The organism is Nonomuraea sp. NPDC049028 (assembly GCF_043197735.1).
In the GTDB taxonomy this organism is placed as follows: Bacteria; Actinomycetota; Actinomycetes; order Streptosporangiales; family Streptosporangiaceae; genus Nonomuraea.
In genome coordinates this window covers 366,152-390,396 of sequence record NZ_JBICTR010000010.1, presented here as the reverse complement: position 1 = coordinate 390,396, position 24,245 = coordinate 366,152, and the positions used below count along the sequence as shown (strand labels likewise).

Sequence of the window (24,245 nt, the reverse complement as noted above, 5' to 3'; positions counted from 1 at the left end):
GGTGATCCGGCCAGACGAGACAAGCAAGACGTCGCCCTGCCCCGGCTGCCGGGGACGCGGGATCAAACTGCGCGACTCGCGCCGTGCGCTCCTCATCGGCGACACCGACGGAGATCAGATCTCGAGTGAGGAGCGGGAGTGTCTCGACTGCCTCGGAGACGGCCGGGCCGAAGGGAGCGAAAGATGAACTCGATCATTCAAGCAGCGGTGACGGGCTTCTTGCAGGGCCAGGAAGAGGGCGACATGCTCGTCCGGCTGCGTGACCAGCTCACGAACCTCGGCGTCAACGCCGAACTGCGGGACAACAACAGTGCACTCATGGTGCACAAACGTGAGCCGGGGATGCCGGTGTGGGTGTTCGTCGGGTACGGCGGCGCCTACTACTCGTGGCAGAACGCCGAAAGGCGGCACCCGACCAGTGATGTGGAGGGTGCGGCAAACGTCCTGGCTGAGTACATCGCCAGGTGATGACGGGCGCGGCGAGGCGGGCGTGGTCCCTTCCGGAGGGGGTGGGGCCGTGGCCTTGTCTCGTCGCGCCTCCCCCGGCAGGCAGATGCAGTGGCAGCCCCCGTGGCAACCTTCCCAGCCCGGTCACTGCACTGCCTGCCGGACTTCTCGCGTTCGGCTCCCGCTATCGGCAACTACGTGGACAGCCGGCGACGAGCCGGATACGCTCAAACTTAGTAAAACAACCTGTCGGCTGTTGGACGGTCAAGATGTCGCTAGAGTCCGTGCCGCCTAAGTATGCGCAGCTTGTGCACACTCTTCAGAGGCGCATCGAGGCGGGAGACTACCCACCGGGCACGATGCTCCCCAGCGAGAACCAGCTCATCCAAGAGTTCAGCGTCTCCCGTCCCACCGTGGTCGCCGCCCTTCGCGTGCTGCGTGAGCAGGGCTGGATCGAGTCTCAGCAGGGCAAGGGCCGCTTCGTGCGCGGCCGTCCGGCGATGGCTTCTGTTGAGCAGAAGCGTCCAGGACAGGCGTACCTGACCAAGCCGGAGACCGAATCCCCGGGCGAGGTCGTCGAAGTCGGCGCGGTCGCCGTACCGAATCGGGTCGGCGTGCTGCTCGACGTTCAGCCCAAGAGCAAGGCGTTCGTTCGGCGACGATTGATCACGCGAGAGGGCGAGCCGACTGAGCTGGTGTCGCTCTGGCTGCCTTTGGAACTGTCCGAGGGAACGAATCTGACCAGCGGCGAGCCGTTGCAGCAGGGCTTCCGCGAGCATCTCCAGGCGCGCAAGGGCGTGCGTTTCGATCACATCGTGGAGCAGATCACCGCTCGTATGCCCTCTGCTGACGAGATCGAGCAACTTGCCATGCCGAAGAACCAGCCACTTCTGGCCGTCTTCGGCGCGGTACGGGACGCCGCTGGCCGGCCTTTGGCCGTCGTGGAGGTTCTGCTGCCTGCTGACCGGCACGAACTGGAGGACGCCTACCCGATTGGGTGATCGCGCTGCCGTTTATGTGCAGCGAATGTCCCAGTCGATGGGGCTGATGTCGCCGAACTCCACGATGACGGTTCTGATGTCTCCGGCGTCTTCGCCCACGTGGAAGGACACCTGCGCCTTGTCGGCGGTTACTCCGGCGACCGCGGCCTTGCTGCAGTGCTCATCATGGACCGTGGAGTTCGGTCTCCCATCCCTGAAACGGTGGCTCGACCTGGTAGCTGGGGTCGCAATGGGCGCGAATCCACTGTGCGGCACGGTATTGCGCCTCCGCTTCGTTCAGCACCTGCCCGCTTGCGTCGACCTGCAGCACATTGCCGTAGATTGCGAAGACCTGTTCAAGAGACGAACCGAACTGGAAGAGAGCTGGACGGTAGTCGATACCGTCGAGCAGGTCGACATCGATGGTGCCATTCGCTAGATAAAAGGCGAAGAACCGGAGCGATGCACGCACGTCGACAGGAAGATGTTCCACCGGCACATCCTGCATGCTCTCTACGCCGCCTTGTCTAGATCCTCTTGAAGACACCGCCCAGATGCCGGGCTTTTGGCCTGGGCGACTGTCTATCGCGTAGGTGACATCCCCGTCACCTTCACCTAGTAACTTGACCTAGCAAGCTACGGAGAGTTATCGTCGAGCTACTTGATAGGTCGAGTGCCTGTCATCCAAGTGAGGAGCAGTTATGGCTCTGCAAGGCCCCATCCCCGTCACCTTCGCCATGGTCTTCCCGCACGGCTGCTACATCGTCGGCGAAGTCGAGCCCGTCAAGGACTTCGACGCCTCCGCCAACGGCCGGTTCGTGCAGGCCCGCGACAAGCAGACCGCAGAGCTGGTCTGGCAGGTCGCGGTCATGGACGGTGACCCGACCCTCAAGCCCGCCCAGAAGACGGTGGCGGTCAAGATCCTCGCGCCGGTCCAGCCGGTGCCGCCGTCCCCGATGCCGGGGCTGCCGTTCACGCCCGTCGAGTTCGACGCCATCTCGGTCACGCCGTACGTCAACGGCAACGGTCGCCTCGCCTACTCCATCAAGGTCCGCGACATGCACGCTCCCCGCCAGAGTGCACAGCCCACCCAGGCCAAGGCCGGAAAGGACGCTGCCTGATGACCCGCCGCCGTACCCCGCGCAACAGTGTGATCCGGCTGACCACCGGAAACGCCGCCCGCACCCTCAACCACCCATTCACCCGCCGTGAGCCCGTCCTGGCGCTCGACTTCGGCGCCACCTTCGTCCTGGTCACCACGAGCGGACCCGTGACGGCGGAGGACCTGGAGTTTGCTCGCCAGCTCGCCCGCGAGGCCCACCGCTTCGCCCGTTCCATGGAGCGCAGCTTCTACGGCCTGCCCGACGGTCAGGGAGTGGCGGCGTGAGCGAGCACCGGCCCTACACCTACGTCACCTTGTCCATGCGACCCGATTCCGACCCGCACGTCGGTGTCTCTTTCCACACGCCTCGCCTCCAGATCCGCGCCGGAGTGCTGGTCAGCAATCCGCGGCCGTACCTGGAGTTCGCCTCCCACGAGGCCAACATCCACATCTCTACCACCGGGTCCGGGCCGGTCACCGACGCCGACCTGAGCATCGCTCGCGAGATCTTCTACGCCGCCGCTCGCTATCTGGCCGACTGCGAGCTGCTGCACGCCGAAGAGCCGGCCGAGGACGCCACCGACACGGCGGCCTGACACGAAGCGGGGCCGCTGGAAGCGGCAACTTCCGGCGGCCCCTCGGTTCTCCCCTGACTGCACATCACGAGAGGTTTCCAGCTTATGTTCAAGCGGCTGCCTGGCGACGAGGCGCGCAACCTCGTCTCCACCACGCCCGATACGGCCGTCGTCTTCCGACCGGCCGTGCTCAAGACTCCCGCCATCGTCACCTTCCTCGTCTACCGCTGGCGCTTCCTCGCCGCCCTCATCCGAACGATCTGGCGGCATCCGGTCGCCGTTGCCGTGCCAGTCACCCTCGGCGTCGTATGGACCCGGTACGGCTGGCCTGCTGCGGCGTCCATGTTCGGCTTCGTCGTCCTGTCCCTGCTCGCCTGGGCTTTCGCCGAGCCCGACTCCTTCTCTCGCCTCGTCGGTTTCCGGCTGCTGGCCTGGTGGCGGCTGATGTCGGTGTACCGGCGACACTGGCAGTCGGTCATGGACGTCTCCGGCCTGGCCAAACGCGTCAACGGCCGCGTCTATATGCCGCGTCTGATGCGCATCACCTGCGATGGCTGGGCCGACCGCATTACGGTCCGGATGCTCGGCGGCCAAGCGGTCAAGGACTGGTCCGACCGCATCGACAATCTTGCCCACGGCTTCGGCACGACGTCATGCCGGGTCGCGCTCGTCAAGGGTGGCCGGCTGCTGCTGACCTTCCCGCGCCGCGATCCATTGGCCGCGCCGATGTCCGCTCTCCCCATCCCGGACGAACCATCGGTCGGACCGGTCGAGATCGGCAAGCAGGAGGACGGCAAGCCCCTCCGCTTGAAGGTCCACGGCACACACGTACTGATCGCGGGCGCGACCGGAGCGGGCAAAGGCTCCTTCCTGTGGGACACGATCCGCGGGCTGCTCCCAGCGATGCGGGCGGGCCTGGCCCAAGTCTGGGCCCTGGATCCGAAACTGATGGAGCTGTCCTTCGGGCGGGAGCTGTTCCAAGGCCGGTACGCCGCTGACCCGGCCGACTGCGCCGACCTGCTCGACGAGGCCGTCAGCGTCATGCAGAAGCGGGCGACTCGCTTCGCCGGGCTCCAGCGATCCCACACTCCTACCGTCGAGGACCCGTTCGTCCTGGTGCTCGTCGACGAAGTGGCATTCCTGACCGCCTACCAGCCCGACAGGCAGCTCCGGCAGCGCATCTCCGCTGCCCTGGCCACGCTCGCCACCCAAGGCCGCTCGGTCGGCGTCGGCGTCATGGCCGCACTCCAGGACCCGCGCAAGGAGGTCATGAACATCCGCAACCTGTTCCCCGACAAGATCGCCCTGAGGCTCGACGAGTCCGAACAGGTGGACATGGTCCTCGGCGACGGCGCACGCGATCGAGGCGCACTTGCCGACCACATCTCACCCGTCGCGGAGCTGGGCGCAGGCGTCGCGTACATGCGTCTGGAGACCTCACCCGAACCCATCCGAGTCCGCGCCGCGTACGTCTCCGATGCCGACATCCGCGCCATGGTCGCCTACTACGGGCAGGCCGCATGACACTAGCTCACTTCCTGGACGGCCTTCGCTGCGCCACCTGCCTCGCCCTGAACGCTCTGTGGCTCGACCCAATCCGCGCCCTGGTCGAATGCCGCGAGTGCGGCCAGACCGCACTCACCGTCACCGATCCCGACGAAGGGAGGACCGCATGACCCATGCGCACGACCGCGCACTCCCCCGGGCCGTCCGACAGGCCATGCCGATGGCCCGCGACGTGCTCGAAGAGGTCGCCAAGCTCCACGGCGTCTGCATCCGGCCCATCCCGCTCAAGCGGCTCGACGTCGTCACCAGCCAATCCGAGATCATCGACGTTCCGTGCGGGGCCACCCTCGACAGCAAGTGCCCGCCGTGCGCCAAGCGCAACAAGCAACTGCGTAAGGCCCAGTGCCGCGAAGGCTGGCACCTCGACGCCGAACCCGCCATCACACCCGACGAGGCCAACGAGGAACAGCGCTGGCTGGTGAAGTTCCGCGCCGACTACCAAGCCCAGCGGGATGCCGCCGAAAAGGCCGGCGACGACACCACCGAGCTGGATGCGATCATCACCGGCCTGGACGAGGAGATCAACGCCGCGGGCATGCGGGGCAGCGTCCTCGGCCGGACGACCGCCAAGCGCTCCCGCTCGACCAAGCGACGGCAGGATGCGCCCGACCTGCCCAAGCGCAAGATGACCAACACCACCCTGGGACGCACCTTCCAAGGCACCGACGGCAAGACCTACCGGCCGTCCCTGTTCGTCACGCTCACCTTGCCCTCGTACGGCAAGGTTCGCGACGGCGCACCCATCGATCCGGACACCTACGACTACCGGCGCGCTGCTCGGGACGCGCTGCACTTCTCCAAGCTCGTTGATCGCTTTGTGCAGAACCTGCGCCGCGTCGCGGGCTATGACGTGCAGTACTTCGCTTCCGTGGAGCCTCAGAAGCGCCTCGCCCCGCACCTGCACATGGCCATCCGTGGAACGCTCCCACGCGCGGAGATCAAGCAGATTGCCGCCGCCACGTACCACCAGGTCTGGTGGCCGCAGGCTGACGAAGTAGTCTTCGAGGGCGATCACCTGCCGGTCTGGCAGGACGGCACCGGCTACCTCGACCCGGCGACCGGCGAGGTCCTGCCCACCTGGGACGAAGCTCTCGACGCTCTCGACGAGGACGCCGACCCCCTCCACGTCATCCGTTTTGGCGAACAGGTCGATGTCCAAGGTGTGCTCGCCGGTACCCCGGACGCCGACCAGTGCATCCGCTACCTGTCCAAGTACCTCACCAAGTCCATCGGCGACACCCTCGACGGCGGCCAGGCCCAGCAACAGCACGCCACCCGCATGCTCGACGCCCTCCGCTTCGAGCCCTGTTCACCCACCTGCCCGAACTGGCTGCGCTACGGCATCCAGCCCAAGAGCGCCAAGCCCGGCATGCACCCCGGCCGGTGCCGTGGCAAGGCCCACAAGCCCGAACACCTCGGCTACGCCGGACGCCGCGTCCTCGTCTCCCGCAAGTGGTCCAACAAGACCCTCGCCGAGCACAAGCAGGACCGCCGCACCTGGGTCCTGGAAGCCCTCGGCCGAACCGACGAACCCACCGACCCACACCGCTACATCTGGCGGCCCGTCCCGGCCGGAGACGCCAACGTGCCGCCACTGGCCGTCCGGCTCCTCAGATCTGTCCACGAACGCCAACGCTGGCGAGCCCACCTCCGCGAACTGGAAGCCAGAGCGAACAGCCAAGACCTTTCGGCAACTGATCTCGGGAGGGCGGCCTGATGCCGAACAAGCCAGGTAAGCGGCGCTTCGGAAGCATCCGCCAACTCCCGTCCGGCAGATTCCAGATCCGCTATCCGGGCCCCGACGGCCAGATCCGCATGGGCGAGACCACCTATGCCCGCGAGCGCGACGCAGAGAAGGCACTCTCGCTGATCGAGGCCAAGCTGGTCACGGGCGACTGGACTGACCCACAGCGCGCCAAGGTCAAACTTGGCGACTACGCGGACAAGTGGATCACGGAGCGAACGAACCTCCGACCTCGAACCGTCGAGATCTACAAGGGATTGCTCAAGCGCTGCATCCGCCCCCACCTCGGCGGCGTGCCCATCGGCAAGGTGGACACGGCTGCGATCCGTGAGTGGCGGGTCCTGCTACTCGGCAGTGGCGTCGGCCCATCCGAGGTGGCCAAGGCGTACCGCTTCCTGCGGGCCGTTCTCATGACGGCGGCAGACGATCAGATCATCCCGCGCAACCCGTGCCGCATTCGAGGCGCGGGCGAGGAGAAGCCGGAAGAGCGGCCGGTGCTCACCGTGACGAAGGTGTTCGAGCTGGCCGGCCAGATGCCTGAACGGCTGCGCGCCCTGGTCCTCCTCGCCACCTTCGCCAGCCTGCGCTGGGGGGAAGTGGCGGCCCTCCGGCGGATGGATCTGGACCTCGCCGCCCGGACCATCAGCGTTCGGCAACAACACGTCGAACTCGACACGGGCGAACTTCTGGTCGGCCCTCCGAAGTCCCGCGCAGGAGTCCGCACGGTTGCTATCCCGGAAGCGATCATCCCGGCACTCGGCGAACACCTCGACCGGTTCACCGAGCCAGAGCTCGACGCGCTGATCTTCACTGGCGCACGAGGCGGCATCCTTCGCCGCAGCAATTTCCGGCGCGCGGCCAAGTGGGACGTTAGCACCAAGAAAATCGGCTTTCCGGGCCTCCACTTTCACGATCTCCGACACACCGGCAACACGATCGCCGCCAGCTCCGGCGCGAGCCTCAAGGACCTCATGCAGCGCATGGGACATGACTCCGTAAGGGCCGCGTTGATCTACCAGCACAGCACGGCGGAGGCAGACTCCAAGATCGCGGATGCCATGAACAGCAAGATCACAGAAGCTCTGCCCGTCAAGGCGAGAGGGGACTGACCAAGATCACCGGTGTCGGCTAATGGCACGTTAATGGCACGAGCCCCGTTTCCGCAGGTCGGGAAACGGGGCTTTTCTGCTGGTGGGCGGTACTGGTATCGAACCAGTGACCCCTCGCTTGTAAGGCGAGTGCTCTACCGCTGAGCTAACCGCCCCTGATCGGCACTACACCTTACGACACCAACGGCTCCGATCGCACATCCACCACCCACCCGGCCCCCAGCTCTTCTCTGCCGGCCGCGCGCCAGCCCAGCAAGGCCGCTCCCAGCATGCCGGCGTCGACGCCCAAAGCGGCGGGCAGCAGGGGTGGGGCGTCTCGGAAGGCGAGGCGTTTGACGAGGCGGGTGCGGACGGGGTCGAAGAGGGCCGGGCCCGCCTCGGCCAGGCCGCCACCCAGGACGATCATCGAGGGGTCCAGGAGCAGCGTGTACGTGGCCAGGGCCAGCGAGAGGGCCTCTACCGCCTCGTCCCACACCTCTACGGCCAAGGGGTCGTCCGAGGAGACCACCTGTTCGGCGCGGATGTCCTCCAGGCCGGAGCGGAGGCTGTAGCGCCGGCCGACCGAGGCCGCCGACGCGTACGTCTCCAGGCAGCCGAACTGGCCGCACGCGCACTGCTCGCCGTCGGGGAAGACCGGGATGTGGCCGATCTCGCCGCCCCAGCCGGAGGAGCCGCCGTACGGCTCGCCGTGGACGATCATGGCGCCGGCGATGCCCGTGCCGATGGGCAGGAAGAGGAAGTCGGATACGCCGCGCCCCGCGCCGAGGACGCTTTCCGCCAGGCCCCCGGTTCGTACGTCGTGACCGAGCATGACCGGCACGTCGAGTGCGGTGAAGTCGGAGGCCTGGACGTCACGCCAGCCGAGGTTCGCCGCGTAGACGGCCACGTCCTCGGACACCAGCCCAGGCACGGCCAGGCCGACGCCTGCCGGAATGCCGTCACCGGAGGCGGCCAGGTGGCCGATGAACTCGCGGATGGCGGCCACGACGGCCTCCGGGCCCTCCGAGCGGGGGGTCGGGCAACGCTCGCTCAGCAGCACCGCGCCGGACTCGCTGACCAGGCCGCCCTTCATGGACGTGCCACCGACGTCGAGCGCCACCACGAACGAACTCATTGCAGACACGCAGGAGACGATAGCGCAGCTCAGCAAATGTCTGGATAAAGGCGGCCTGCGTCCCGGCCCACCCAGCACTGCACCCCCGACCCACCCAGCACGGCGCCCCCGCCGCCCGAGGTCAGGCCCGGCCGAGTACCCGGTTCAGCGCCGCCTCGACCTCGGCCGACAGGCCCGGCGGGGCGCCCGAGCCCGCCATCGCGTCCGACCCCACGAACGCGTCCGCCCGCGCCTGTCGCACGGCCCCGCAGCCCCTGCACTCCACCTCGCCCAGCCGGCAGATCAGCGCCGTGGACCCGCATGTGCCGCACGCGTCGAGATCGAGGTCGTGCAGCAGTTGACAGTCCGGGCAGATGAGCACCTGCGTCTCGCGGCGTACCCCCCGCTTCCACGGGCTGGCGCCACGGACGGGGTCCGTCTGCCGGGCCCCGCAGCGATAGCAGGGCATCGTTTCCTCCGTTAAGAAATGTCGGCGAGTGCCTTGACGTAATCGGCGACGTCACGTGCCTGGCTGGTCGGATTGACCACCGACCACCGGATCACGCCCTCGCCGTCGATGATGAAGGTCCCCCGCAGAGAAACCCCCTTCTCGTCGTCGAACACACCGTACGCCCGCGCGACCTGTCCATGTGGCCAGAAATCGGAGAGCAACGGGAACGCGTAACCCTCCACGTCCGCCCAGGCGCGATGGGTGAACATGGAGTCGACCGAGACGGTGAGGAGCTCCGCGTCAGCCAGGGAATCCTGGGCATCGCGCAGCGCCGACAGCTCCCGATGGCACACGCCGCTGAAGGCAAGCGGATAGAAGACCAGCACGACCTTCCTCCCCCGGAAGCCCGACAGCTTCACCGGAGTGCCGTGCTGGTCCCGCAGTTCGAAGTCTGGAGCAAGCGCGCCGACCTCGGCAGGACGTTCGTTCACACACGCCATCCTGCCGTATGGCAGGCGCTCAGACCCCCTAGCGTCGGCCCTTCGGTGAGGCCAGTCTGGTCCCTGACCAGTCAGGCGCGGCGGAGATGCTGCTGGTCTGCGAGAGACCCGCCGTAGTGGCATCCTCCCCGATGTCGCTCGGCTCCACGTGGCCGTCGCGCCCGGCCTTGGGAGTCAGCAGCCAGATCTGGCCGGCGTCGGCGAGTGATCGCATGGCGTTGGTGAGGACGTCGAAGAGATCGCCGTCGCCGTCGCGCCACCACAGCAGCACCACGTCGACTACGTCGTCGGTCTCCTCGTCCAGCAACTCGTTACCGGTCAGGTCCTCGATGGAGTCGCGAAGCTCGTCGTCGACGTCCTCGTCCCAACCGATCTCCTGCACCACCTGACCCGGCTTGAGGCCGAGCCGTTCGGCCAGGCCGCGCTCACTTTGCGCCTGACCCGCGGTCGCGCTCACGTTTATCCCTCCTGCTTGAGTGGCCCCGCATATGCGGTTTATCGCTTCGGGACAGTCCACACGCTGTGACCCTTAGTCGTCAACGGTCGCCACGGGTACGGCCGTAGACGGGCCGCATCAATCCGACAAAAACGACAGGCGTACCTGGCGTTGCGGGTTGTCGACGTTGAGGTCGACGATTGCGATGGACTGCCAGGTGCCCAGCGCCAGACGCCCGCCAAGTACGGGGATGGTCGCGTACGGCGGAATGAGCGCGGGCATGACGTGTGACCTGCCATGGCCGTGCGACCCGTGGGCGTGACGCCACCTGTCGTCGGCCGGAAGCAGATCGCGCAAGGCGGCGACGAGATCGTCATCACTGCCCGACCCCAGCTCGATCAGTGCCACCCCGGCCGTGGCGTGCGGCACGAAGACGTGCAGCAGCCCGTCCTCCCCCAGCGTCCGCACGAAGTCCGCGCAGTCCGAGGTGATGTCGTGCACCGTCTCCCGTGAACCCGTGGCCACGGAGATGATCTGAGATCTCACACACGAATTCTACTTAGGTACGACGACCGCATCAGGGCCGGGAAACACCAGCCCGGTGTGCCCGTCGTCGAACTGCACGATGTACGGGGGCCCACCGTCGGTGCCGTGGATCTCGATGATGATGCCACCGTGATCCCGCTCGCCGACCGTGTTGCCGTGCACCAGCAGCCGGTCGCCTATCGTCGCGTTCATATCTCCAGACTCGTACGGTGAGCTCCGTTCGGAAAGAGGGACACACTCCCCCCTCCGCAGGGAGAGGGAGAATCCTGACCGAAACGTTACGCTGCCCGGATGTGACACATCGCGCCAATCGGGCGGCCGACTCTGTCACACCGACACCGCATCCACGCTGGTCAAGGCCATGATCGGCGGCCTTTGCCCACCGCCGACCAGAGTGGTCAGAGGCTTGCGGCTAGACTCGCGCGGCGCATCGCGCCCTTGGTGGCCCCTTTGGGAGACCCCTACGCCACGCCCGGCGAAATTTCGTAGCTTTTCCGGTCTTGTTAAATTGACGGGCCAAGGTAACCTTGGCCGGGATTCGTCCTACCATCGGTGGTCTAGGCCACCGATCGTGACCCTGCCAGCAGGGACACACTGGTTACCGGCCAGTAGAGATGCACTTTCTACGGTAAGCGACCAGGATGGAAGGCGACCCAGACCAGACATCAGTCATCCTCGGAAGGCGAGACCCAGTGGCTTCCGGACGCCAGCGATTCTCGATCATCAGCGACGGCCTACCCAGCCAACTGCCTGATGTCGACCCCAGTGAGACCAACGAGTGGCTCGAGTCCCTCGACAACGTCGTCAAGACGGAGGGCCGCAGCAGAGCTCGCTACTTGATGCTCCGCATGCTGGAGCGCGCCCGCGAGCACCAGGTCGGCGTGCCGGGCCTGCGCAGCACCGACTACATCAACACGATCCCGCCGGAGCGCGAGCCCTGGTTCCCCGGCGACGAGCACGTCGAGCGGCGGATCCGCGCCTACATCCGCTGGAACGCCGCGATCATGGTGTCCCGCGCCAACGCGCGCACCAACGTGGGCGGCCACATCGCCACCTACGCCTCGGCCGCCTCGCTCTATGAGGTGGGCTTCAACCACTTCTTCCGCGGCAAGGACCACGGCGAGTCGGGCGACCAGGTCTTCTTCCAGGGCCACGCCGCGCCGGGCATCTACGCCCGCGCCTACCTGGAGGGCCGCCTCAACGAGGCGCAGCTGGACGCGTTCCGGCAGGAGCTCTCGCACGGCTTCCACGGCCTGCCCTCTTATCCGCACCCGCGGCTCATGCCCGACTTCTGGGAGTTCCCCACCGTCTCCATGGGCCTGGGACCGATCGGGGCGATCTATCAGGCGCGGTTCAACCGCTACCTGCTCAACCGTCAGATCAAGGACACCAGCCGCAGTCACGTATGGGCCTTCCTGGGCGACGGCGAGATGGACGAGCCCGAGTCGCTCGGCGCGATCGGCCTGGCGGCCCGTGAGGAGCTCGACAACCTCACCTTCGTCATCAACTGCAACCTGCAGCGGCTCGACGGCCCGGTACGCGGCAACGGCAAGATCATCCAGGAGCTGGAGTCCTACTTCCGCGGCGCCGGCTGGAACGTCATCAAGGTCGTCTGGGGCCGCGACTGGGACCCGCTGCTCGCGGCCGACGTCGACGGTGTGCTGGTCAACCAGATGAACACCACGCCCGACGGCCAGTTCCAGACCTACTCCGTAGAGTCCGGCGGCTACATCCGCGACAACTTCTTCGGCGGCGACCCGCGCCTGCGCAAGATGGTCGAGCACATGTCCGACGACGACATCCGCAAGCTGTCGCGCGGCGGCCACGACTACCGCAAGGTCTACGCGGCGTTCAAGGCGGCCCGTGAGCACGTCGGCCAGCCGACGGTCATCCTGGCCCAGACCATCAAGGGCTGGACGCTCGGCAAGGACTTCGAGGCGCGCAACGCCACGCACCAGATGAAGAAGCTCACCAAGGCCGAGCTCAAGGAGTTCCGCGACCGGCTCTACCTGCCGATCCCCGACTCCGCGCTCGAGGGCGAGCTGCCCCCCTACTTCCATCCGGGCGAGAACGACCCCGAGATCGAGTACATGCGCGAGCGCCGCGCGGCCATGGGCGGCGTGCTGCCCAAGCGCGTCATGCGCGCCAAGCCGGTCAAGCTGCCCGCCGACAACGTCTACGAGCAGTTCGGCAAGGGTTCGGGCAAGCAGCAGGTGGCCACCACGATGGCCTTCGTGCGGCTGCTGAAGGATCTGATGCGCGACAAGGAGATCGGCCACCGGTTCGTGCCGATCATCCCCGACGAGGCTCGCACGTTCGGCCTCGACGCGATGTTCCCGACGGCGAAGATCTACTCCCCGCACGGCCAGACGTACGAGGCCGTCGACAGGGAGCTGCTGCTGTCGTACAAGGAGGCCGTCCAGGGCCAGATCCTGCACGAGGGCATCAGCGAGTCGGGTTCGATGGCGTCGGCGATCGCGGCGGGCACGGCCTACGCCACGCACGGCGAGCACATGATCCCGATCTACATCTTCTACTCGATGTTCGGCTGGCAGCGCACCGGCGACCAGATGTGGCAGATGGCCGACCAGATGGGCCGCGGCTTCCTGCTCGGCGCCACGGCCGGCCGCACCACGCTCAACGGCGAGGGCCTGCAGCACGAGGACGGCCACACGCCGCTGATCGCCTCGACGAACCCGGGCGCCCTCTCCTACGACCCCTCGTGGGCGTTCGAGGTCGCGCACATCGTCAAGGACGGCCTGCGCCGGATGTACGGCGAGCAGCCCGAGAACGTCTTCTACTACCTGACCGTCTACAACGAGCCCTACACGCAGCCTCCGCAGCCCGCGGACCTCGACGTGCAGGGCCTGCTCAAGGGCCTCTACCGGTTCGCCGCGGGGCCACAGACGCAGGGACCGAAGGCCAACATCCTGTCGTCGGGCGTAGCGGGGCCGTGGGCCGTCGAGGCCCAGCGGCTGCTGGCCGAGGATTGGGGCGTGTCGGCCGATCTGTGGTCGGCGACCTCCTGGACCGAGCTGCGCCGCGACGCGCTGGCCTGCGAGGAGCACAACCTGCTCAACCCCGAGGCCGAGCCGCGCGTGCCGTACGTCACCCAGGCCCTCTCCCAGGCCACGGGCCCGTTCGTGGGCGTCAGCGACTACATGAAGGCCGTGCAGGACCAGATCGCGCAGTGGGTGCCGGGTGACTGGTCCTCGCTGGGCACCGACGGGTTCGGCCTGTCCGACACCCGCTCGGCGCTGCGCCGCCACTTCCACGTCGACGCCGCCTCGATCACGCTGGCCGTGCTGACCAGCCTGGTCAAGCGTGGCGAGCTCGACGGCGAGGTGCTGCGCGAGGCGATCGCCCGCTATCACCTCAAGAACGGCGTCACCGAGGCCGGTGGCGCGGAGAGCAACGACACCCAGTCGATGGGCGTCTGAGCGCACAATCTGATGGCGCCCCCGCGGAAGGTCTTCCGCGGGGGCGCCATCGACTTTCAGGAGTGGTACGTGCCGCCTCGCTCCCTTGATACGCACTCGCGTATTGTGGGGAAAACTTCCCCCTGAGATATCGAGGGGGAGATGGACATGCGACGCGTCCTTGCCGTTGTCACACTGGCCGTATCGGCCGCATCCTGCATGAGTGCGCCGACGAAACCGGCCGTGGATGGGGGCACCGGCGCCGCTCAGCAGATCGCCTGGGGTCCGTGCACGGACCTCAAGCGGCCCGACGGGCAGCGGCCGGCCAGGCAGGACACCTCGGTGCGGTGCGCCAAGCTGGCGGTGCCCCTCGACTACGCCGATCCCAGCGGCGACAAGATCGACATAGCGCTCATCAAGGTCCCCGCCACCGACCAGAGCAAGCGGCTGGGCTCACTGGTGTTCAACTTCGGCGGCCCGGGAGGCTCCGGCGTCGACACTCTTGACCAGGCCGCCAAGTCGCTCACCGGCCTGCGCTCCCGCTACGACCTGGTCAGCTTCGACCCGCGCGGCGTGGAGCGGAGCTCGGGGGTGCGCTGCGGCGACAGCGCCGCGCTGGACAAGTACATGGCCCTCGACACGCTGCCCGACAACGAGCAGACCCGCGCGGAGGGCGACGCGGCCAACAAGAAGCTGGCCCAGCACTGCGAGAAGGACTCCGGCAAGATCCTGCCGTACGTCGGCACGGTCAACGCCGCCCGCGACATGGACCGGCTGCGCGCCGCGCTGGGCGACGAGAAGCTCAACTTCGTCGGCATGTCGTACGGCACGCAGCTCGGCGCCGTCTATGCCACCAAGTTCCCCCAGAACGTGGGCCGGATGGTGCTCGACGCCCCGCTCGACCCCACGGTCACCTTCGAGCAGCGCACCGTGGCCCAGACCCGCGGCTTCCAGCACGCGTACCAGAGCTTCCTGAAGTCCTGTGTCAAGGACCGCTGCGAGGTCGGCAAGGACGTGCCGACCGCCGCCGCGAACGTCGACCGGCTGATGAACCAGCTCGCCGCCAAGCCGCTCAAGGTCGGCCGGCGCGACCTGACCCAGGGGCTGGCCTCCACCGGCGTCGCCGCCGCGCTCTACTCCGAGTTCGCCTGGCCGTTCCTGGGCAACGCGCTCGGCGCGGCGCTCAAGGGACAGGGGCAGGCGCTGATGTACCTGGCCGACTCCTACACCGGCAGGGCGCAGGACGGCACGTACTCCACGCAGATGACCAGCTTCCCGGCCATCACCTGCGCCGACACCTCCGAACGGCCCGACCTGGCCACGCTGCGGCACACCGAGGACGCGGCCGTGAAGATCTCGCCGCTGTTCGGCAGTGAGGGCGCCGGCGGGCTGTGCTCCGTCTGGCCGGTCAAGGGCAACGACGAGGCCAAGCACGTCAACGCGACCGGCTCGGCGCCGATCGTGGTGGTGGGCGGCACGGGCGACCCCGCCACGCCGTACGAGTGGGCGCCCAAGCTGACCGCGCAGCTCAAGACGGCCACGCTGGTCACGTTCGAGGGCGAGGGGCACGGCGCGTACCTGTCGGGCAACAAGTGCGTCAAGCGGTTCGTCGACTCCTACCTGCTGGCCGGGAAGATGCCCGAGCGGGGTGCCACCTGCAAGTCGGTCTGATCTAGTCTCGGTCATGTGACGGACTATCCCCGGCTGGTGGAGAGCGAGAGCGCGCGGCTGGCCGAGCTGGCCATCGGCGCCGATCCCGGCATCCCGGTGCCACATTGTCCCGGCTGGACCCTGGCGGACCTGATCACGCATGTCGGCACGCTGCACCGGTGGGTGGTGCACATCGTGGAGACGGGCCGGCAGGAGCCGATCTGGTCGCGCCAGGTGCCCAACGGCCTGGCCGAGGGGCAGCGCGGCGATGCGGCCTGGCTGGGCGCGGGCGCTCGGGAGCTGGTCGCCACGCTGCGCGCGACCGACCCGGACACGCCCGTCTGGACCTGGGGCGGCGACCAGCGTGTGAGCTGGTGGGCCCGCCGGATGCTGTTCGAGCTGGTCGTCCACCGCTGCGACGCCGAGCTCGCGGTGGGCGTGGCGCCCGTCGTGGAGGCACCCGTCGCGATCGACGGGATCGAGGAGTTCCTGGAGGCCCTGCCGCACGCGTTCTGGGTGGCCAAGCGCCTGGCGGCGCTCGACGCGGAGGGGGCCACGATCCACCTCCACGCGAGCGACGCCGACGGCGAATGGACCCTCACCCAGGGCCCGGCGGGCCGGATCAGCTGGGCGCGCGGCCACGCCAAGGGCGACGCCGCCGTCCAGGGCCCGGTGAGCGACCTGCTGCTGATGTTGTACGGCAGGCGCTCCCCCGACGCGCTGACCGTCCACGGCGACCGCGCCTTCCTGGACCGCTGGCTCGCGACCGCCGCGCTGTGATCAACCCGCCGCATCAAGCCGCGGTGATCAGTCCACTGTTTCAAGCCGCGTTCGCGGTGATCAACGGTGAGGCCCTGGACGCGCCGCCACTCGGCGGTCGGCGGCGTGTCCAGGGCGGGTGACCGCTCGCCGGAGCGGCTCGCGCGCGTGCCCCGATCGGCGGGGAAGGTGCCTTCCCGGGTGCACGCCCGCCCAGGTCACCTGCGGTGGAAGACCCCGAAGAGGTTGCCCGAACCATCCTGGAGATAGGCGAAGTCGGTGCCCACGCCATCGTCGATGACCTTCGTGACGACCTTGCCGCCGAGCGACTCGGTCTCGCGGCACTTCTGCTCCACGTCGGCCACCTCTACATGGAAGATCGCGTGGGCGGGGAACTCGCCCTTGGTGTTGTAGAGGCCACCTCCGGGCTGCTCACGACCCGGATAGCCGATCGTCCGGTAGTCGATCGGGCCGCCGTCGGAAGCCCCGAACGTCCAGCCGAACAGCCCGCCATAGAACCGCTGGGCACCTTCGGGGTCGTCGGTCGCGACCTCGAACCAGGTAACCGTGTTGTCCATCGTTGTCTCCCTAATTTCTCGAACAAGTCAACGATCTAACGGGTGGGCGACAACCTTATGTCGGTGTTTTCGAATGATTAATCGAGCACCGTGCCGTGTACGAACATGTCCGGGATATCAGTGGAGAACCTCTCCAGCGGCCGGTCGGGGCAGCGCTCGGCGATCACCGAGGCCGAGGCGATCCGGTCGAGGCGGAAGACCCGTACGTCATCGCGCAGGCGGCACCACGCCACGAGATACCAGAAACCACCACGACCGCCCAGGAACACACCGGGCTCGACGTCGCGCGAGGTCAGCGCCCCCTTGGCGTCGGCGTAGTCGATCCTGAGCACGCGCCGGCGCTGCAGGGCCTCCTCGATCGCCCGGGAGATGCCCTCGCCGCCCAGCGGCTGGATCTCGGCGCCCGGCTCGGAGGCCGGGGTGACCATCCGCACCCGGCGCGCCAGCTCCCTGGCCAGCTCGCCCTCCCGTCCCGGCATGGCCGCGACCACCTTGCGCAGCGCGCTGCGCGCCTGCCTGCCGAACGGCTGGTCGCCCGCCCGGCTCAGCGCCACGGCGATGGCGACCGCCTCGGCGGGGGTGAAGTTGAGCGGGGGTAACGACATCTTCTTGTCGATCGCGTAGCCGCCCTTGCGCCCCGGATGGGCGTAGATCGGCACCCCTGACTCCTGCAGCGCGATGATGTCGCGCTCGATCGTGCGGGCACTGACCTCGAACCGCTTGGCCAGCTCGCGGGCGGAACGACAGCGTGGCGAGATCGCGCGCAGGTCCTCGACGAGCGCGTAGAGCCGGTCGGTACGGTTCACACTCGTGACGTTACGCCGCGCCACCGACAATCGCGGGTCGCAAACCCCTTACCAGGCAGGCGATCCCGGTTCAAGCGTGACACGCCAGCACATGACACGCCGGCAGAGGCCCAAGCGTGACGCGCCGCCCTGGGTTCAAGCGTGACGCGACGGCCTGGGTTCAAGCGTGACGCGCCAGCAGATCGGCGAGCGGCCAGGTGTTGACGATCCGCGCCGCCTCGATGCCGCACTGGGCCGCGCGCTCGCAGCCATGGCGCTGCCAGTCGAGCTGGCCGGGCGCGTGCGCGTCGGAGTCGATCGCGAAGTCGCAGCCCATCTCATAGGCCAGCCGCAGCAGCCGTTTCGGCGGATCGAGCCGGTCGGGCCGCGAGTTGATCTCGACCGCGACCCCGAACCGGCGGCACGCCTCGAAGACCAGCTCGGCGTCGAAGTCCGACTCCGGCCGCACCCGGCCCCGCCGGCCGCCCGCCTGCACGACCCGCCCGGTGCAGTGGCCGAGCACGTCCACGTGCGGGTTCGAGATCGCCGTCACCATCCTGCGCGTCATCTCGTGGCCGCTCATCCGCAGCTTGGAGTGCACGCTGGCCACCACCACGTCGAGCCGTTCCAGCAGCTCGGGGTCCTGGTCCAGGGTGCCGTCCAGGTTGATGTCGACCTCGACACCGGTCAGGATCCTGAACGGCGCCAACCGCTCGTTGAGCCGTTCGACCTGGTCGAGCTGCCTCTTGAGCCGGTCGGCCGACAGTCCGTTGGCCACGGTCAGGCGGGGCGAGTGGTCGGTCAGCGCCCAGTACGCGTGGCCGAGCGCCTCGGCCGCCTCGGCCATCTCCTCGATCGGCGAGCCGCCGTCGGACCAGTCCGAGTGGCTGTGCAGGTCGCCCTTGAGCGCCGCCCTGAGCGCCGCGGTCTCGTCGTCGAGGTCGGCGCCCTCGGTGGCGCGCATCCTGCGCAGGTACGTGGGCACGTCGCCGTCCAGCGCCTCGGTGATCGCCAGCGCGGTGACCTTGCCGATGCCCGGCAGATCGGTCAGGCCGCCGACCCGTGCCAGCCGTACCAGCTCGTCGGGGGGCAGGTCGGCGACCACGGCGGCGGCGTTGCGGAAGGCCCGCACGCGGTAGGTGGGCTCGCCGGCCCGTTCGAGCAGGTAGGCGATCTCGCGCAGCGCCTCGACGGGTGTCATGTGCTGATACGTACCCAAGCCGATGCCAAGGGGCCATTGAAGCCTTACGACGTGCGCCGATAGGCTGTTCGGCCAACGAAAGCAGGAGCTTGATGGGTTACTCGCCGCCCGCGCCGCCTCCGATGCCGGAGGCCCCCAAGCGGTCGAAGGCGTCGAAGGTGGTCACGCTGTCCGTCCTCGGCATCGTGTCCGTTCTCTTGGTGGGCTACTGCTCGGCCCAGAACGACGACGACGTGACGGCCGACTGCGTCGACATGAACAACCAGCTGAGCGACGGCTCGTACGAGGTCGTCGACGAGTCCCTCTGCGACGATGACGACGACGGCACCTCCCACTTCTACGGCGGCTCACGCGGCGCCTACCACTGGTACTACGGCGGCACCAGGATCGGCACGCGCGTCCGCGCCGGCACCAGCTACCGCCCCTCCGACGTGAACATCTCCAGCCGCAAAGGCCGCGACATCCAGCGCGGCGGCTTCGGCAGCCACTGGAGCGGCGGCGGCTGACGGTGCGGCGCGAACACGGCACTCCCCGGGACGGCTGGGAGAAGACGATCGAGAGCCATGGGCTGGCCTATCACCGGGCCGCCCATCCGGAAGGGCTCACCCGGCCCTACTGGGATGAGTCCATCCACTATGTCTTCTCCATGGAGGAAGTGGAGGGGCTGGAGGAGCAGGTCGAGGAGCTCCACGAGATGTGCCTGCACGCCGTCGAGCACGTCGTCTCGACCGCCCGCTACGCCGACTTCGCCATCCCCGACTGGGCGCACGAGGACGTGGCGCGCTCCTGGGAGCGGCGTGACCCGCACCTGTACGCCCGCTTCGACCTGCGCTACGACGGCACAGGGCCGGCCAAGCTGCTGGAGTACAACGCCGACACGCCCACCTCGCTGGTCGAGTCGTCGGTGGCGCAGTGGTTCTGGCTCAAGGACGTCCACCCCGCGGACGACCAGTGGAACTCCATCCACGAGCGGCTCGTGGACCGCTGGCGGGAGCTGACCCTGCCCGCTGGGCCCGTCCACTTCGCCTGGACGAACATGGACGAGACCGGCGAGGAGGCGATGACCCTGGCCTACCTCCAGGAGACCGCCGAGCAGGCCGGGCTGGGCACGGTCGCCGTCGCCATGGAGGACATCGGCTGGGACGCGCTCAACCGCCGCTTCGTCGACGTCGAGGAGCGGATGATCCGCTCGGCGTTCAAGCTCTACCCGTGGGAGTGGATGCTGGCCGACCCGTTCGGGCGGCACGCCGTCCGGCACGCGACCTGGATCGAGCCGCTGTGGAAGACGCTGCTGTCGAACAAGGCGCTGCTGGCCGTCCTCTGGGAGCTCTATCCGGACCATCCCAACCTGCTGCCCGCCTACCTCGACGGCCCCCGTGACCTGGACTCCTACATCGCCAAGCCGCTCCTGGGCAGGGAGGGCGCGTCGATGCGCGTCGTCACGCCGGACGGCACCCAGGAGACGCCCGGCTCCTACGGCCAGGAGGGCTACGTCTACCAGGGGTTCGACGCCCTGCCCGACTTCGAAGGCGAGCGGCCGGTGCTCGGCGCCTGGGTGATCGCCGACGAGGCCGCCGGAATGGGTATCAGGGAGACTACTGGCCTGATCACCGACGACACCTCTTCCTTCGTCCCTCACCGAATCGAGCACCCATGACCCTGCTGGAAACCCTCGCCCGCGGCGCGGGCGCCATCGCCGCCTACGCCGCCGTGGGCGTCGTGCTGCTCATCGTCGGCTTCTACGTGATCGACCTCGCCACGCCGGGCAAGCTGAGCTCGGTCATCCGTACCGAGCGCAACCCCAACGCCACGCTGCTGGCCACCTCGGCGCTGGCCGCGGTGGGCCTGATCGTCGCGGCCTCCATCTGGTCCTCGGGCGGCCGGCTCACCGAGGGCCTGGCGGGCACGGTGGTCTTCGGGCTGGTCGGCATCGTGGTGCAGACCGTCGCCATGCTCGTCTTCGACAAGCTGGTCGGCATCTCGGTACGCGATCTGGTCAAGGAGCCCGAGCTGCAGCCCGGCGCCCGCCTGCTCGCCGTCACCCACGTCGCCATCGGGCTCATCACCGCCGTCGCGGTCATCTGACCCAGACCCTGCCATGACCTCGGCCGTGCTCGCGTCGCGGTCATCTGACTCCACCTGGCACTCTAGGAGGCGTGACAGATCGGACCCGGGAGGACACCACGCGCAGGCTGGAGCGGGCCATGGGCTCGCTCGGCACTGCGGCCATGGCACGCATGGACGATCAGCTGCCGTGGTTCCGCGCCCTCAGCGCAGAGGACCGCTCCTGGGTGGGACTCGTGGCGCAGGCCGGCATCGCCGCGTTCGTGGAGTGGTTCCAGCACGCGGGCGAGAACCGGCCCACGCCCAGCATCGAGTTCTTCGGCACCGCGCCACGTGAGCTGAAGCGGTCGATCTCCCTGCAGCAGACCGTCGACATCGTCAGGGTCGTCGTGGAGGTGGTCGAGGCGCAGACCGACGAGCTGGCCGCGCCGGGCGGCGAGGACCAGCTGGAGCAGGCCATGCTCCGCTACACCCGCGACGTGGCCTTCGCCGCCGCCCACGTCTACGCCCGCGAAGCGGAGGCCAGGGGCTCGTGGGACGCCCGGCTGGAGGCGCTGATCGTCGACGCGCTGGTGCGCGGCGAGGTGGACGACGGGCTGCACTCCTGGGCCGCCGCGCTGGGCTGGACCTCCTCCCCCGTCGTCGTGATCGCGGGCCGCGCCCCTGAGGGCGACCCGCGCGCGGTGATCGACGGGCTGCGCGAGAAGGGCCGCCGCATCGGCATGGACCTGCTCGCCGGTGTGCAGGCCGACCGGCTGATCGTGATCGTGGGCGGCGCCGACAGCGTGGACGCCGCCGCCAAGCAGGTCGTGGCCCGTTTCGGGGAGGGGTCGATCGTCATCGGGCCTGAGGTGCCCGACCTGCACGCCGCCGCCAGATCGGCCAAGGCGGCGCTGGCCGGGCTGAAGGCGTCCTCCGGCTGGCCCGACGCGCCCCGCCCGGTGCACGCCGACGACCTGCTCGCCGAGCGGGCGCTCGACGGCGACGACGACGCCAGGGAGCAGCTCATCGAGAGCGTCTACCTCCCGCTGGCCGGCACCCCGCTGCTCGATACGCTGGCCACGTACCTGGAGCAGGGCACCTCGCTGGAGGCCACCGCCCGGCTGCTGTTCGTCCACCCCAACACCGTGCGCTACCGGCTCAAGAAGATCACCGAGCTGACCGGCTACCAGCCGACCGAAGGCAGGTCGGCCTTCACCTTGCAGGTGGGGCTGATTCTCGGCAGGCTTTCGGAGAGCGCTGTCACCTGGCGCGCCCTAACGTAATAACCCCGAAACCCCCACTGTAGGGTTCCTACAAAACCCCTGGGACGAAGTTCGTACGGATCCTTATCCGCGTGTCGAACCTCTACAGGGCAGTGTGGATTTCGTGCTTGTACTCGTCGCCCCGGGCCAAGGTGCCCAGACTCCAGGCTTCCTGACACCCTGGCTCGAACTCCCCGGCTTCGCGGATCGGCTGTCCGCGTGGTCCGAGGTCGTGGGCCTCGATCTGATCACCTATGGGACCAAGGCCGACGCCGACGAGATCCGCGACACCGCGGTCGCCCAGCCGCTGCTCGTAGCCGCCGCGATGGCCTCCGCCGAGGCGCTCGGCGTGGCGCCCGACCTGCTGGCCGGCCACAGCGTCGGCGAGTTCGCCACGGCGGCGCTGGCCGGCGTGCTGACCCCCGAGCAGGCGCTGTCGCTGGTGCGCGAGCGCGCCCAGGCCATGGCCAAGGCCGCCGCCGTCACCGAGACCGGCATGACCGCGGTGCTCGGCGGCGTGGAGGAAGAGGTGCTGGCCGCCATCGACAAGCACGGCCTGACCCCCGCCAACGTCAACGGCGCCGGCCAGATCGTCGCGGGCGGCACGCTGGAGCAGCTGGCCGCCTTCAAGGAGGACGGCCCGGCCCGTGCCAGGCAGATCGCGCTCTCCGTCGCGGGCGCCTTCCACACCGTGCACATGGCCCCGGCCGTCGACCACCTGCGCGTCGCCGCCGAGGGCATCGCCCCCGCCGACCCGCGGGTCAAGCTGCTGTCCAACGCCGACGGCGCGGTCGTCACCGACGGCACCGTGCTGATGCGGCGCCTGATCGACCAGGTCAGCAGCCCCGTCCGCTGGGACCGCTGCATGGCCACGATGGCCGACCTGGGCGTCACCGGGATGATCGAGCTGCTGCCGGGCGGCACGCTGACCGGCCTGGCCAAGCGCGCGCTGCGGGGCGTACGAACCGTGGCGCTGAAGACCCCCGACGATCTCGACGCGGCCAGGGAGCTGACCAAGTGAGGATTCCCGACATCGCCCCGGGCGCCAAGGTGCTGGCCCTCGGCCACTACCAGCCGTCCAACGTCGTCACCAACGACGACCTGGCCAAGACCATGGACACCAACGACGAGTGGATCCAGTCCCGCGTCGGCATCAAGGAACGCCGGGTGGCCGGCGCCGAAGAGTCCGTCGAGGACATGGCCGTGCAGGCCGGCGGCAAGGCACTGGCCGCCAGCGGCCTGTCGGCCGGTGACATCGACCTGGTCATCGTCGCCACCTGCACGCTGGAGAGCCAGATCCCCAACGCCGCGGCCGTCGTGGCCCACCGCCTGGGCATCAAGTCGCCCGGCGCGTTCGACGTGAACGCCGCCTGCGCCGGCTTCTGCTTCGCGCTCGGCGTGGCCAGCTCCGCGATCCGCGCCGGCTCGGCCCGGCACGTGCTGGTCATCGGCGCCGAGAAGCTGTCCCAGTGGATCGACTGGACCGACAGGTCCACCGCCGTGATCTTCGCCGACGGCGCGGGCGCCGCGGTGGTGGGCCCCTCCGACGCGCCCGGCATCGGGCCGGTCGTCTGGGGCAGCTCGGGCGACAAGTCCGACGCGATCATCATCAACGACCGTCATGACTCCCTCCACCAGGAGGGTCAGACCGTGTTCCGCTGGGCCACCACCGCGCTGCACCCGGTGGCCAAGGAGGCCTGCGAGCGCGCCGGGGTCGACCCCTCGGAGCTGGCGGCCTTCGTACCTCACCAAGCCAACCTGCGCATCATCGAGGCCATCGCCCGTAAGATCGGCGCCGACCAGGCCGTCATCGGGCGCGACATCGTGACCGCCGGCAACACCTCCGCCGCGTCCATCCCGCTCGCGCTCTCGCGCATGCTGGAGCGCGGCGAGGTGCGCTCGGGTCAGCTCGCGCTCATCCTCGGCTTCGGCGCCGGCCTGACCTATGCGGGTCAGGTCATCGAGATTCCGTAGGATCCGGTACGGCTCATGCCGT

Annotated in this window: 27 protein-coding genes and 1 tRNA gene; 17 read left to right on the top strand and 11 right to left on the bottom strand. The window is 68.6% G+C overall.

Features of this window, described 5'->3' with window-relative positions; translation table 11 throughout:
* Positions 1-183 precede the first annotated feature (183 nt).
* Both ACGFJ2_RS38360 and ACGFJ2_RS38355 read left to right on the top strand, forming a co-directional pair.
* Positions 184-468, top strand: a complete 285-nt coding sequence (locus ACGFJ2_RS38360) for a hypothetical protein (RefSeq protein WP_363995439.1) — start codon at positions 184-186, stop codon at positions 466-468.
* Positions 468-1,448, top strand: coding sequence for a GntR family transcriptional regulator (locus ACGFJ2_RS38355; protein WP_393476908.1), 981 nt, complete (start codon positions 468-470; stop codon positions 1,446-1,448). Before ACGFJ2_RS38360 ends, ACGFJ2_RS38355 begins: the two co-directional genes overlap by 1 nt.
* 163 nt (positions 1,449-1,611) lie before the next feature.
* Here ACGFJ2_RS38355 and ACGFJ2_RS38350 read toward each other — a convergent pair whose 3' ends face one another.
* Positions 1,612-1,935, bottom strand: a complete 324-nt coding sequence (locus ACGFJ2_RS38350) for a hypothetical protein (RefSeq protein WP_393476905.1) — start codon at positions 1,933-1,935, stop codon at positions 1,612-1,614.
* A 193-nt stretch (positions 1,936-2,128) separates the two neighbouring features.
* Here ACGFJ2_RS38350 and ACGFJ2_RS38345 point away from each other — a divergent pair, with 193 nt between their 5' ends.
* The 6 genes from ACGFJ2_RS38345 (at position 2,129) to ACGFJ2_RS38320 (ending at position 7,523) form a co-directional block, all read left to right on the top strand.
* A complete protein-coding gene (locus tag ACGFJ2_RS38345) occupies positions 2,129-2,548 on the top strand; it encodes a plasmid replication, integration and excision activator (RefSeq protein WP_393476902.1) in 420 nt (139 codons plus the stop codon).
* Positions 2,548-2,814 (top strand): hypothetical protein, encoded by a 267-nt coding sequence (locus ACGFJ2_RS38340; RefSeq protein WP_393476899.1) that lies wholly within the window; start codon positions 2,548-2,550, stop codon positions 2,812-2,814. Before ACGFJ2_RS38345 ends, ACGFJ2_RS38340 begins: the two co-directional genes overlap by 1 nt.
* On the top strand, positions 2,811-3,125 hold the full coding sequence (locus ACGFJ2_RS38335) for a hypothetical protein (protein ID WP_393476896.1): 315 nt from the start codon (positions 2,811-2,813) through the stop codon (positions 3,123-3,125). The genes ACGFJ2_RS38340 and ACGFJ2_RS38335 overlap by 4 nt, the downstream gene beginning before the upstream one ends.
* Positions 3,126-3,209: 84 nt before the next feature.
* On the top strand, positions 3,210-4,628 hold the full coding sequence (locus tag ACGFJ2_RS38330; protein WP_393476893.1) for an FtsK/SpoIIIE domain-containing protein: 1,419 nt from the start codon (positions 3,210-3,212) through the stop codon (positions 4,626-4,628).
* 148 nt (positions 4,629-4,776) lie between these two features.
* Positions 4,777-6,387, top strand: coding sequence for a replication initiator (locus ACGFJ2_RS38325; RefSeq protein ID WP_393476890.1), 1,611 nt, complete (start codon positions 4,777-4,779; stop codon positions 6,385-6,387).
* Positions 6,387-7,523, top strand: coding sequence for a tyrosine-type recombinase/integrase (locus ACGFJ2_RS38320; RefSeq protein ID WP_393476887.1), 1,137 nt, complete (start codon positions 6,387-6,389; stop codon positions 7,521-7,523). The genes ACGFJ2_RS38325 and ACGFJ2_RS38320 overlap by 1 nt, the downstream gene beginning before the upstream one ends.
* Positions 7,524-7,603: 80 nt before the next feature.
* On the opposite strand, the gene ACGFJ2_RS38315 is transcribed toward ACGFJ2_RS38320, so the two are convergent.
* The 7 genes from ACGFJ2_RS38315 to ACGFJ2_RS38285 all read right to left on the bottom strand — a co-directional run bounded on the left by ACGFJ2_RS38315 (position 7,604) and on the right by ACGFJ2_RS38285 (position 10,741).
* Positions 7,604-7,678: transfer RNA gene (locus ACGFJ2_RS38315), tRNA-Val, on the bottom strand.
* Between the two features lie 17 nt (positions 7,679-7,695).
* Positions 7,696-8,637, bottom strand: a complete 942-nt coding sequence (locus tag ACGFJ2_RS38310) for an ROK family protein (protein ID WP_357941469.1) — start codon at positions 8,635-8,637, stop codon at positions 7,696-7,698.
* A 121-nt stretch (positions 8,638-8,758) separates the two neighbouring features.
* Positions 8,759-9,085, bottom strand: a complete 327-nt coding sequence (locus ACGFJ2_RS38305) for a hypothetical protein (RefSeq protein WP_357940388.1) — start codon at positions 9,083-9,085, stop codon at positions 8,759-8,761.
* Positions 9,086-9,096: 11 nt separating this feature from the next.
* Positions 9,097-9,558, bottom strand: a complete 462-nt coding sequence (locus ACGFJ2_RS38300) for a peroxiredoxin (protein WP_357940386.1) — start codon at positions 9,556-9,558, stop codon at positions 9,097-9,099.
* A 37-nt stretch (positions 9,559-9,595) separates the two neighbouring features.
* A complete protein-coding gene (locus ACGFJ2_RS38295; RefSeq protein ID WP_357940384.1) occupies positions 9,596-10,024 on the bottom strand; it encodes a DUF3052 domain-containing protein in 429 nt (142 codons plus the stop codon).
* Between the two features lie 117 nt (positions 10,025-10,141).
* Positions 10,142-10,549: a secondary thiamine-phosphate synthase enzyme YjbQ gene (locus ACGFJ2_RS38290; protein ID WP_357940382.1), complete on the bottom strand. Its 408-nt coding sequence runs from the start codon at positions 10,547-10,549 to the stop codon at positions 10,142-10,144.
* A 9-nt stretch (positions 10,550-10,558) separates the two neighbouring features.
* On the bottom strand, positions 10,559-10,741 hold the full coding sequence (locus tag ACGFJ2_RS38285; protein ID WP_357940380.1) for a DUF1918 domain-containing protein: 183 nt from the start codon (positions 10,739-10,741) through the stop codon (positions 10,559-10,561).
* Positions 10,742-11,241: 500 nt separating this feature from the next.
* Between ACGFJ2_RS38285 and aceE the strand changes: the two genes are divergently transcribed.
* The 3 genes from aceE (at position 11,242) to ACGFJ2_RS38270 (ending at position 16,398) form a co-directional block, all read left to right on the top strand.
* Complete coding sequence (aceE, locus tag ACGFJ2_RS38280; RefSeq protein WP_357940378.1) at positions 11,242-13,989, top strand: pyruvate dehydrogenase (acetyl-transferring), homodimeric type; 2,748 nt, start codon at positions 11,242-11,244, stop codon at positions 13,987-13,989.
* A gap of 147 nt (positions 13,990-14,136) precedes the next feature.
* The gene (locus ACGFJ2_RS38275; RefSeq protein ID WP_393476880.1) at positions 14,137-15,639 is read left to right on the top strand and encodes an alpha/beta hydrolase; all 1,503 of its coding nucleotides are present in this window, start codon (positions 14,137-14,139) and stop codon (positions 15,637-15,639) included.
* Between the two features lie 15 nt (positions 15,640-15,654).
* Entirely contained in the window at positions 15,655-16,398 is a 744-nt protein-coding gene (locus ACGFJ2_RS38270) for a maleylpyruvate isomerase family mycothiol-dependent enzyme (RefSeq protein WP_357940374.1), read from the top strand.
* Positions 16,399-16,595: 197 nt separating this feature from the next.
* On the opposite strand, the gene ACGFJ2_RS38265 is transcribed toward ACGFJ2_RS38270, so the two are convergent.
* The 3 genes from ACGFJ2_RS38265 to ACGFJ2_RS38255 form a co-directional block, all read right to left on the bottom strand.
* The gene (locus ACGFJ2_RS38265; RefSeq protein ID WP_357940372.1) at positions 16,596-16,955 is read right to left on the bottom strand and encodes a VOC family protein; all 360 of its coding nucleotides are present in this window, start codon (positions 16,953-16,955) and stop codon (positions 16,596-16,598) included.
* A 77-nt stretch (positions 16,956-17,032) separates the two neighbouring features.
* Positions 17,033-17,761 (bottom strand): YafY family protein, encoded by a 729-nt coding sequence (locus tag ACGFJ2_RS38260; protein WP_357940369.1) that lies wholly within the window; start codon positions 17,759-17,761, stop codon positions 17,033-17,035.
* Between the two features lie 160 nt (positions 17,762-17,921).
* Entirely contained in the window at positions 17,922-18,941 is a 1,020-nt protein-coding gene (locus ACGFJ2_RS38255; protein WP_393476875.1) for a PHP domain-containing protein, read from the bottom strand.
* 92 nt (positions 18,942-19,033) lie between these two features.
* Here ACGFJ2_RS38255 and ACGFJ2_RS38250 point away from each other — a divergent pair, with 92 nt between their 5' ends.
* The 6 genes from ACGFJ2_RS38250 to ACGFJ2_RS38225 all read left to right on the top strand — a co-directional run bounded on the left by ACGFJ2_RS38250 (position 19,034) and on the right by ACGFJ2_RS38225 (position 24,223).
* Positions 19,034-19,447, top strand: a complete 414-nt coding sequence (locus tag ACGFJ2_RS38250; protein ID WP_357940365.1) for a hypothetical protein — start codon at positions 19,034-19,036, stop codon at positions 19,445-19,447.
* A 2-nt stretch (positions 19,448-19,449) separates the two neighbouring features.
* Positions 19,450-20,598 carry a glutathionylspermidine synthase family protein gene (locus ACGFJ2_RS38245; protein WP_357940363.1) on the top strand — a complete coding sequence of 383 codons (1,149 nt, stop codon included), beginning with the start codon at positions 19,450-19,452 and terminating at the stop codon, positions 20,596-20,598.
* A complete protein-coding gene (locus ACGFJ2_RS38240) occupies positions 20,595-21,026 on the top strand; it encodes a DUF350 domain-containing protein (protein WP_225289003.1) in 432 nt (143 codons plus the stop codon). The genes ACGFJ2_RS38245 and ACGFJ2_RS38240 overlap by 4 nt, the downstream gene beginning before the upstream one ends.
* 119 nt (positions 21,027-21,145) lie before the next feature.
* Entirely contained in the window at positions 21,146-22,270 is a 1,125-nt protein-coding gene (locus ACGFJ2_RS38235) for a helix-turn-helix domain-containing protein (protein ID WP_357941468.1), read from the top strand.
* Between the two features lie 103 nt (positions 22,271-22,373).
* Complete coding sequence (locus tag ACGFJ2_RS38230; RefSeq protein ID WP_357940361.1) at positions 22,374-23,270, top strand: ACP S-malonyltransferase; 897 nt, start codon at positions 22,374-22,376, stop codon at positions 23,268-23,270.
* Positions 23,267-24,223, top strand: a complete 957-nt coding sequence (locus ACGFJ2_RS38225; protein ID WP_357940359.1) for a beta-ketoacyl-ACP synthase III — start codon at positions 23,267-23,269, stop codon at positions 24,221-24,223. Before ACGFJ2_RS38230 ends, ACGFJ2_RS38225 begins: the two co-directional genes overlap by 4 nt.
* Positions 24,224-24,245 lie beyond the last annotated feature (22 nt).

What these genes read in the sequence shown, in the direction of transcription:
- ACGFJ2_RS38310 (WP_357941469.1), bottom strand. Translation starts at nt 8,637, where the DNA reads ATGAGTTCGTTCGTGGTGGCGCTCGACGTCGGTGGCACGTCCATGAAG.
- ACGFJ2_RS38265 (WP_357940372.1), bottom strand. Translation starts at nt 16,955, where the DNA reads ATGGACAACACGGTTACCTGGTTCGAGGTCGCGACCGACGACCCCGAA.
- ACGFJ2_RS38250 (WP_357940365.1), top strand. Translation starts at nt 19,034, where the DNA reads ATGGGTTACTCGCCGCCCGCGCCGCCTCCGATGCCGGAGGCCCCCAAG.
- ACGFJ2_RS38340 (WP_393476899.1), top strand. Translation starts at nt 2,548, where the DNA reads ATGACCCGCCGCCGTACCCCGCGCAACAGTGTGATCCGGCTGACCACC.
- ACGFJ2_RS38305 (WP_357940388.1), bottom strand. Translation starts at nt 9,085, where the DNA reads ATGCCCTGCTATCGCTGCGGGGCCCGGCAGACGGACCCCGTCCGTGGC.
- ACGFJ2_RS38360 (WP_363995439.1), top strand. Translation starts at nt 184, where the DNA reads ATGAACTCGATCATTCAAGCAGCGGTGACGGGCTTCTTGCAGGGCCAG.
- ACGFJ2_RS38235 (WP_357941468.1), top strand. Translation starts at nt 21,146, where the DNA reads ATGGGCTCGCTCGGCACTGCGGCCATGGCACGCATGGACGATCAGCTG.
- ACGFJ2_RS38350 (WP_393476905.1), bottom strand. Translation starts at nt 1,935, where the DNA reads ATGCAGGATGTGCCGGTGGAACATCTTCCTGTCGACGTGCGTGCATCG.
- ACGFJ2_RS38240 (WP_225289003.1), top strand. Translation starts at nt 20,595, where the DNA reads ATGACCCTGCTGGAAACCCTCGCCCGCGGCGCGGGCGCCATCGCCGCC.
- ACGFJ2_RS38325 (WP_393476890.1), top strand. Translation starts at nt 4,777, where the DNA reads ATGACCCATGCGCACGACCGCGCACTCCCCCGGGCCGTCCGACAGGCC.
- ACGFJ2_RS38285 (WP_357940380.1), bottom strand. Translation starts at nt 10,741, where the DNA reads ATGAACGCGACGATAGGCGACCGGCTGCTGGTGCACGGCAACACGGTC.
- ACGFJ2_RS38330 (WP_393476893.1), top strand. Translation starts at nt 3,210, where the DNA reads ATGTTCAAGCGGCTGCCTGGCGACGAGGCGCGCAACCTCGTCTCCACC.
- ACGFJ2_RS38320 (WP_393476887.1), top strand. Translation starts at nt 6,387, where the DNA reads ATGCCGAACAAGCCAGGTAAGCGGCGCTTCGGAAGCATCCGCCAACTC.
- ACGFJ2_RS38275 (WP_393476880.1), top strand. Translation starts at nt 14,137, where the DNA reads ATGCGACGCGTCCTTGCCGTTGTCACACTGGCCGTATCGGCCGCATCC.
- ACGFJ2_RS38345 (WP_393476902.1), top strand. Translation starts at nt 2,129, where the DNA reads ATGGCTCTGCAAGGCCCCATCCCCGTCACCTTCGCCATGGTCTTCCCG.
- ACGFJ2_RS38255 (WP_393476875.1), bottom strand. Translation starts at nt 18,941, where the DNA reads ATGACACCCGTCGAGGCGCTGCGCGAGATCGCCTACCTGCTCGAACGG.
- ACGFJ2_RS38355 (WP_393476908.1), top strand. Translation starts at nt 468, where the DNA reads ATGACGGGCGCGGCGAGGCGGGCGTGGTCCCTTCCGGAGGGGGTGGGG.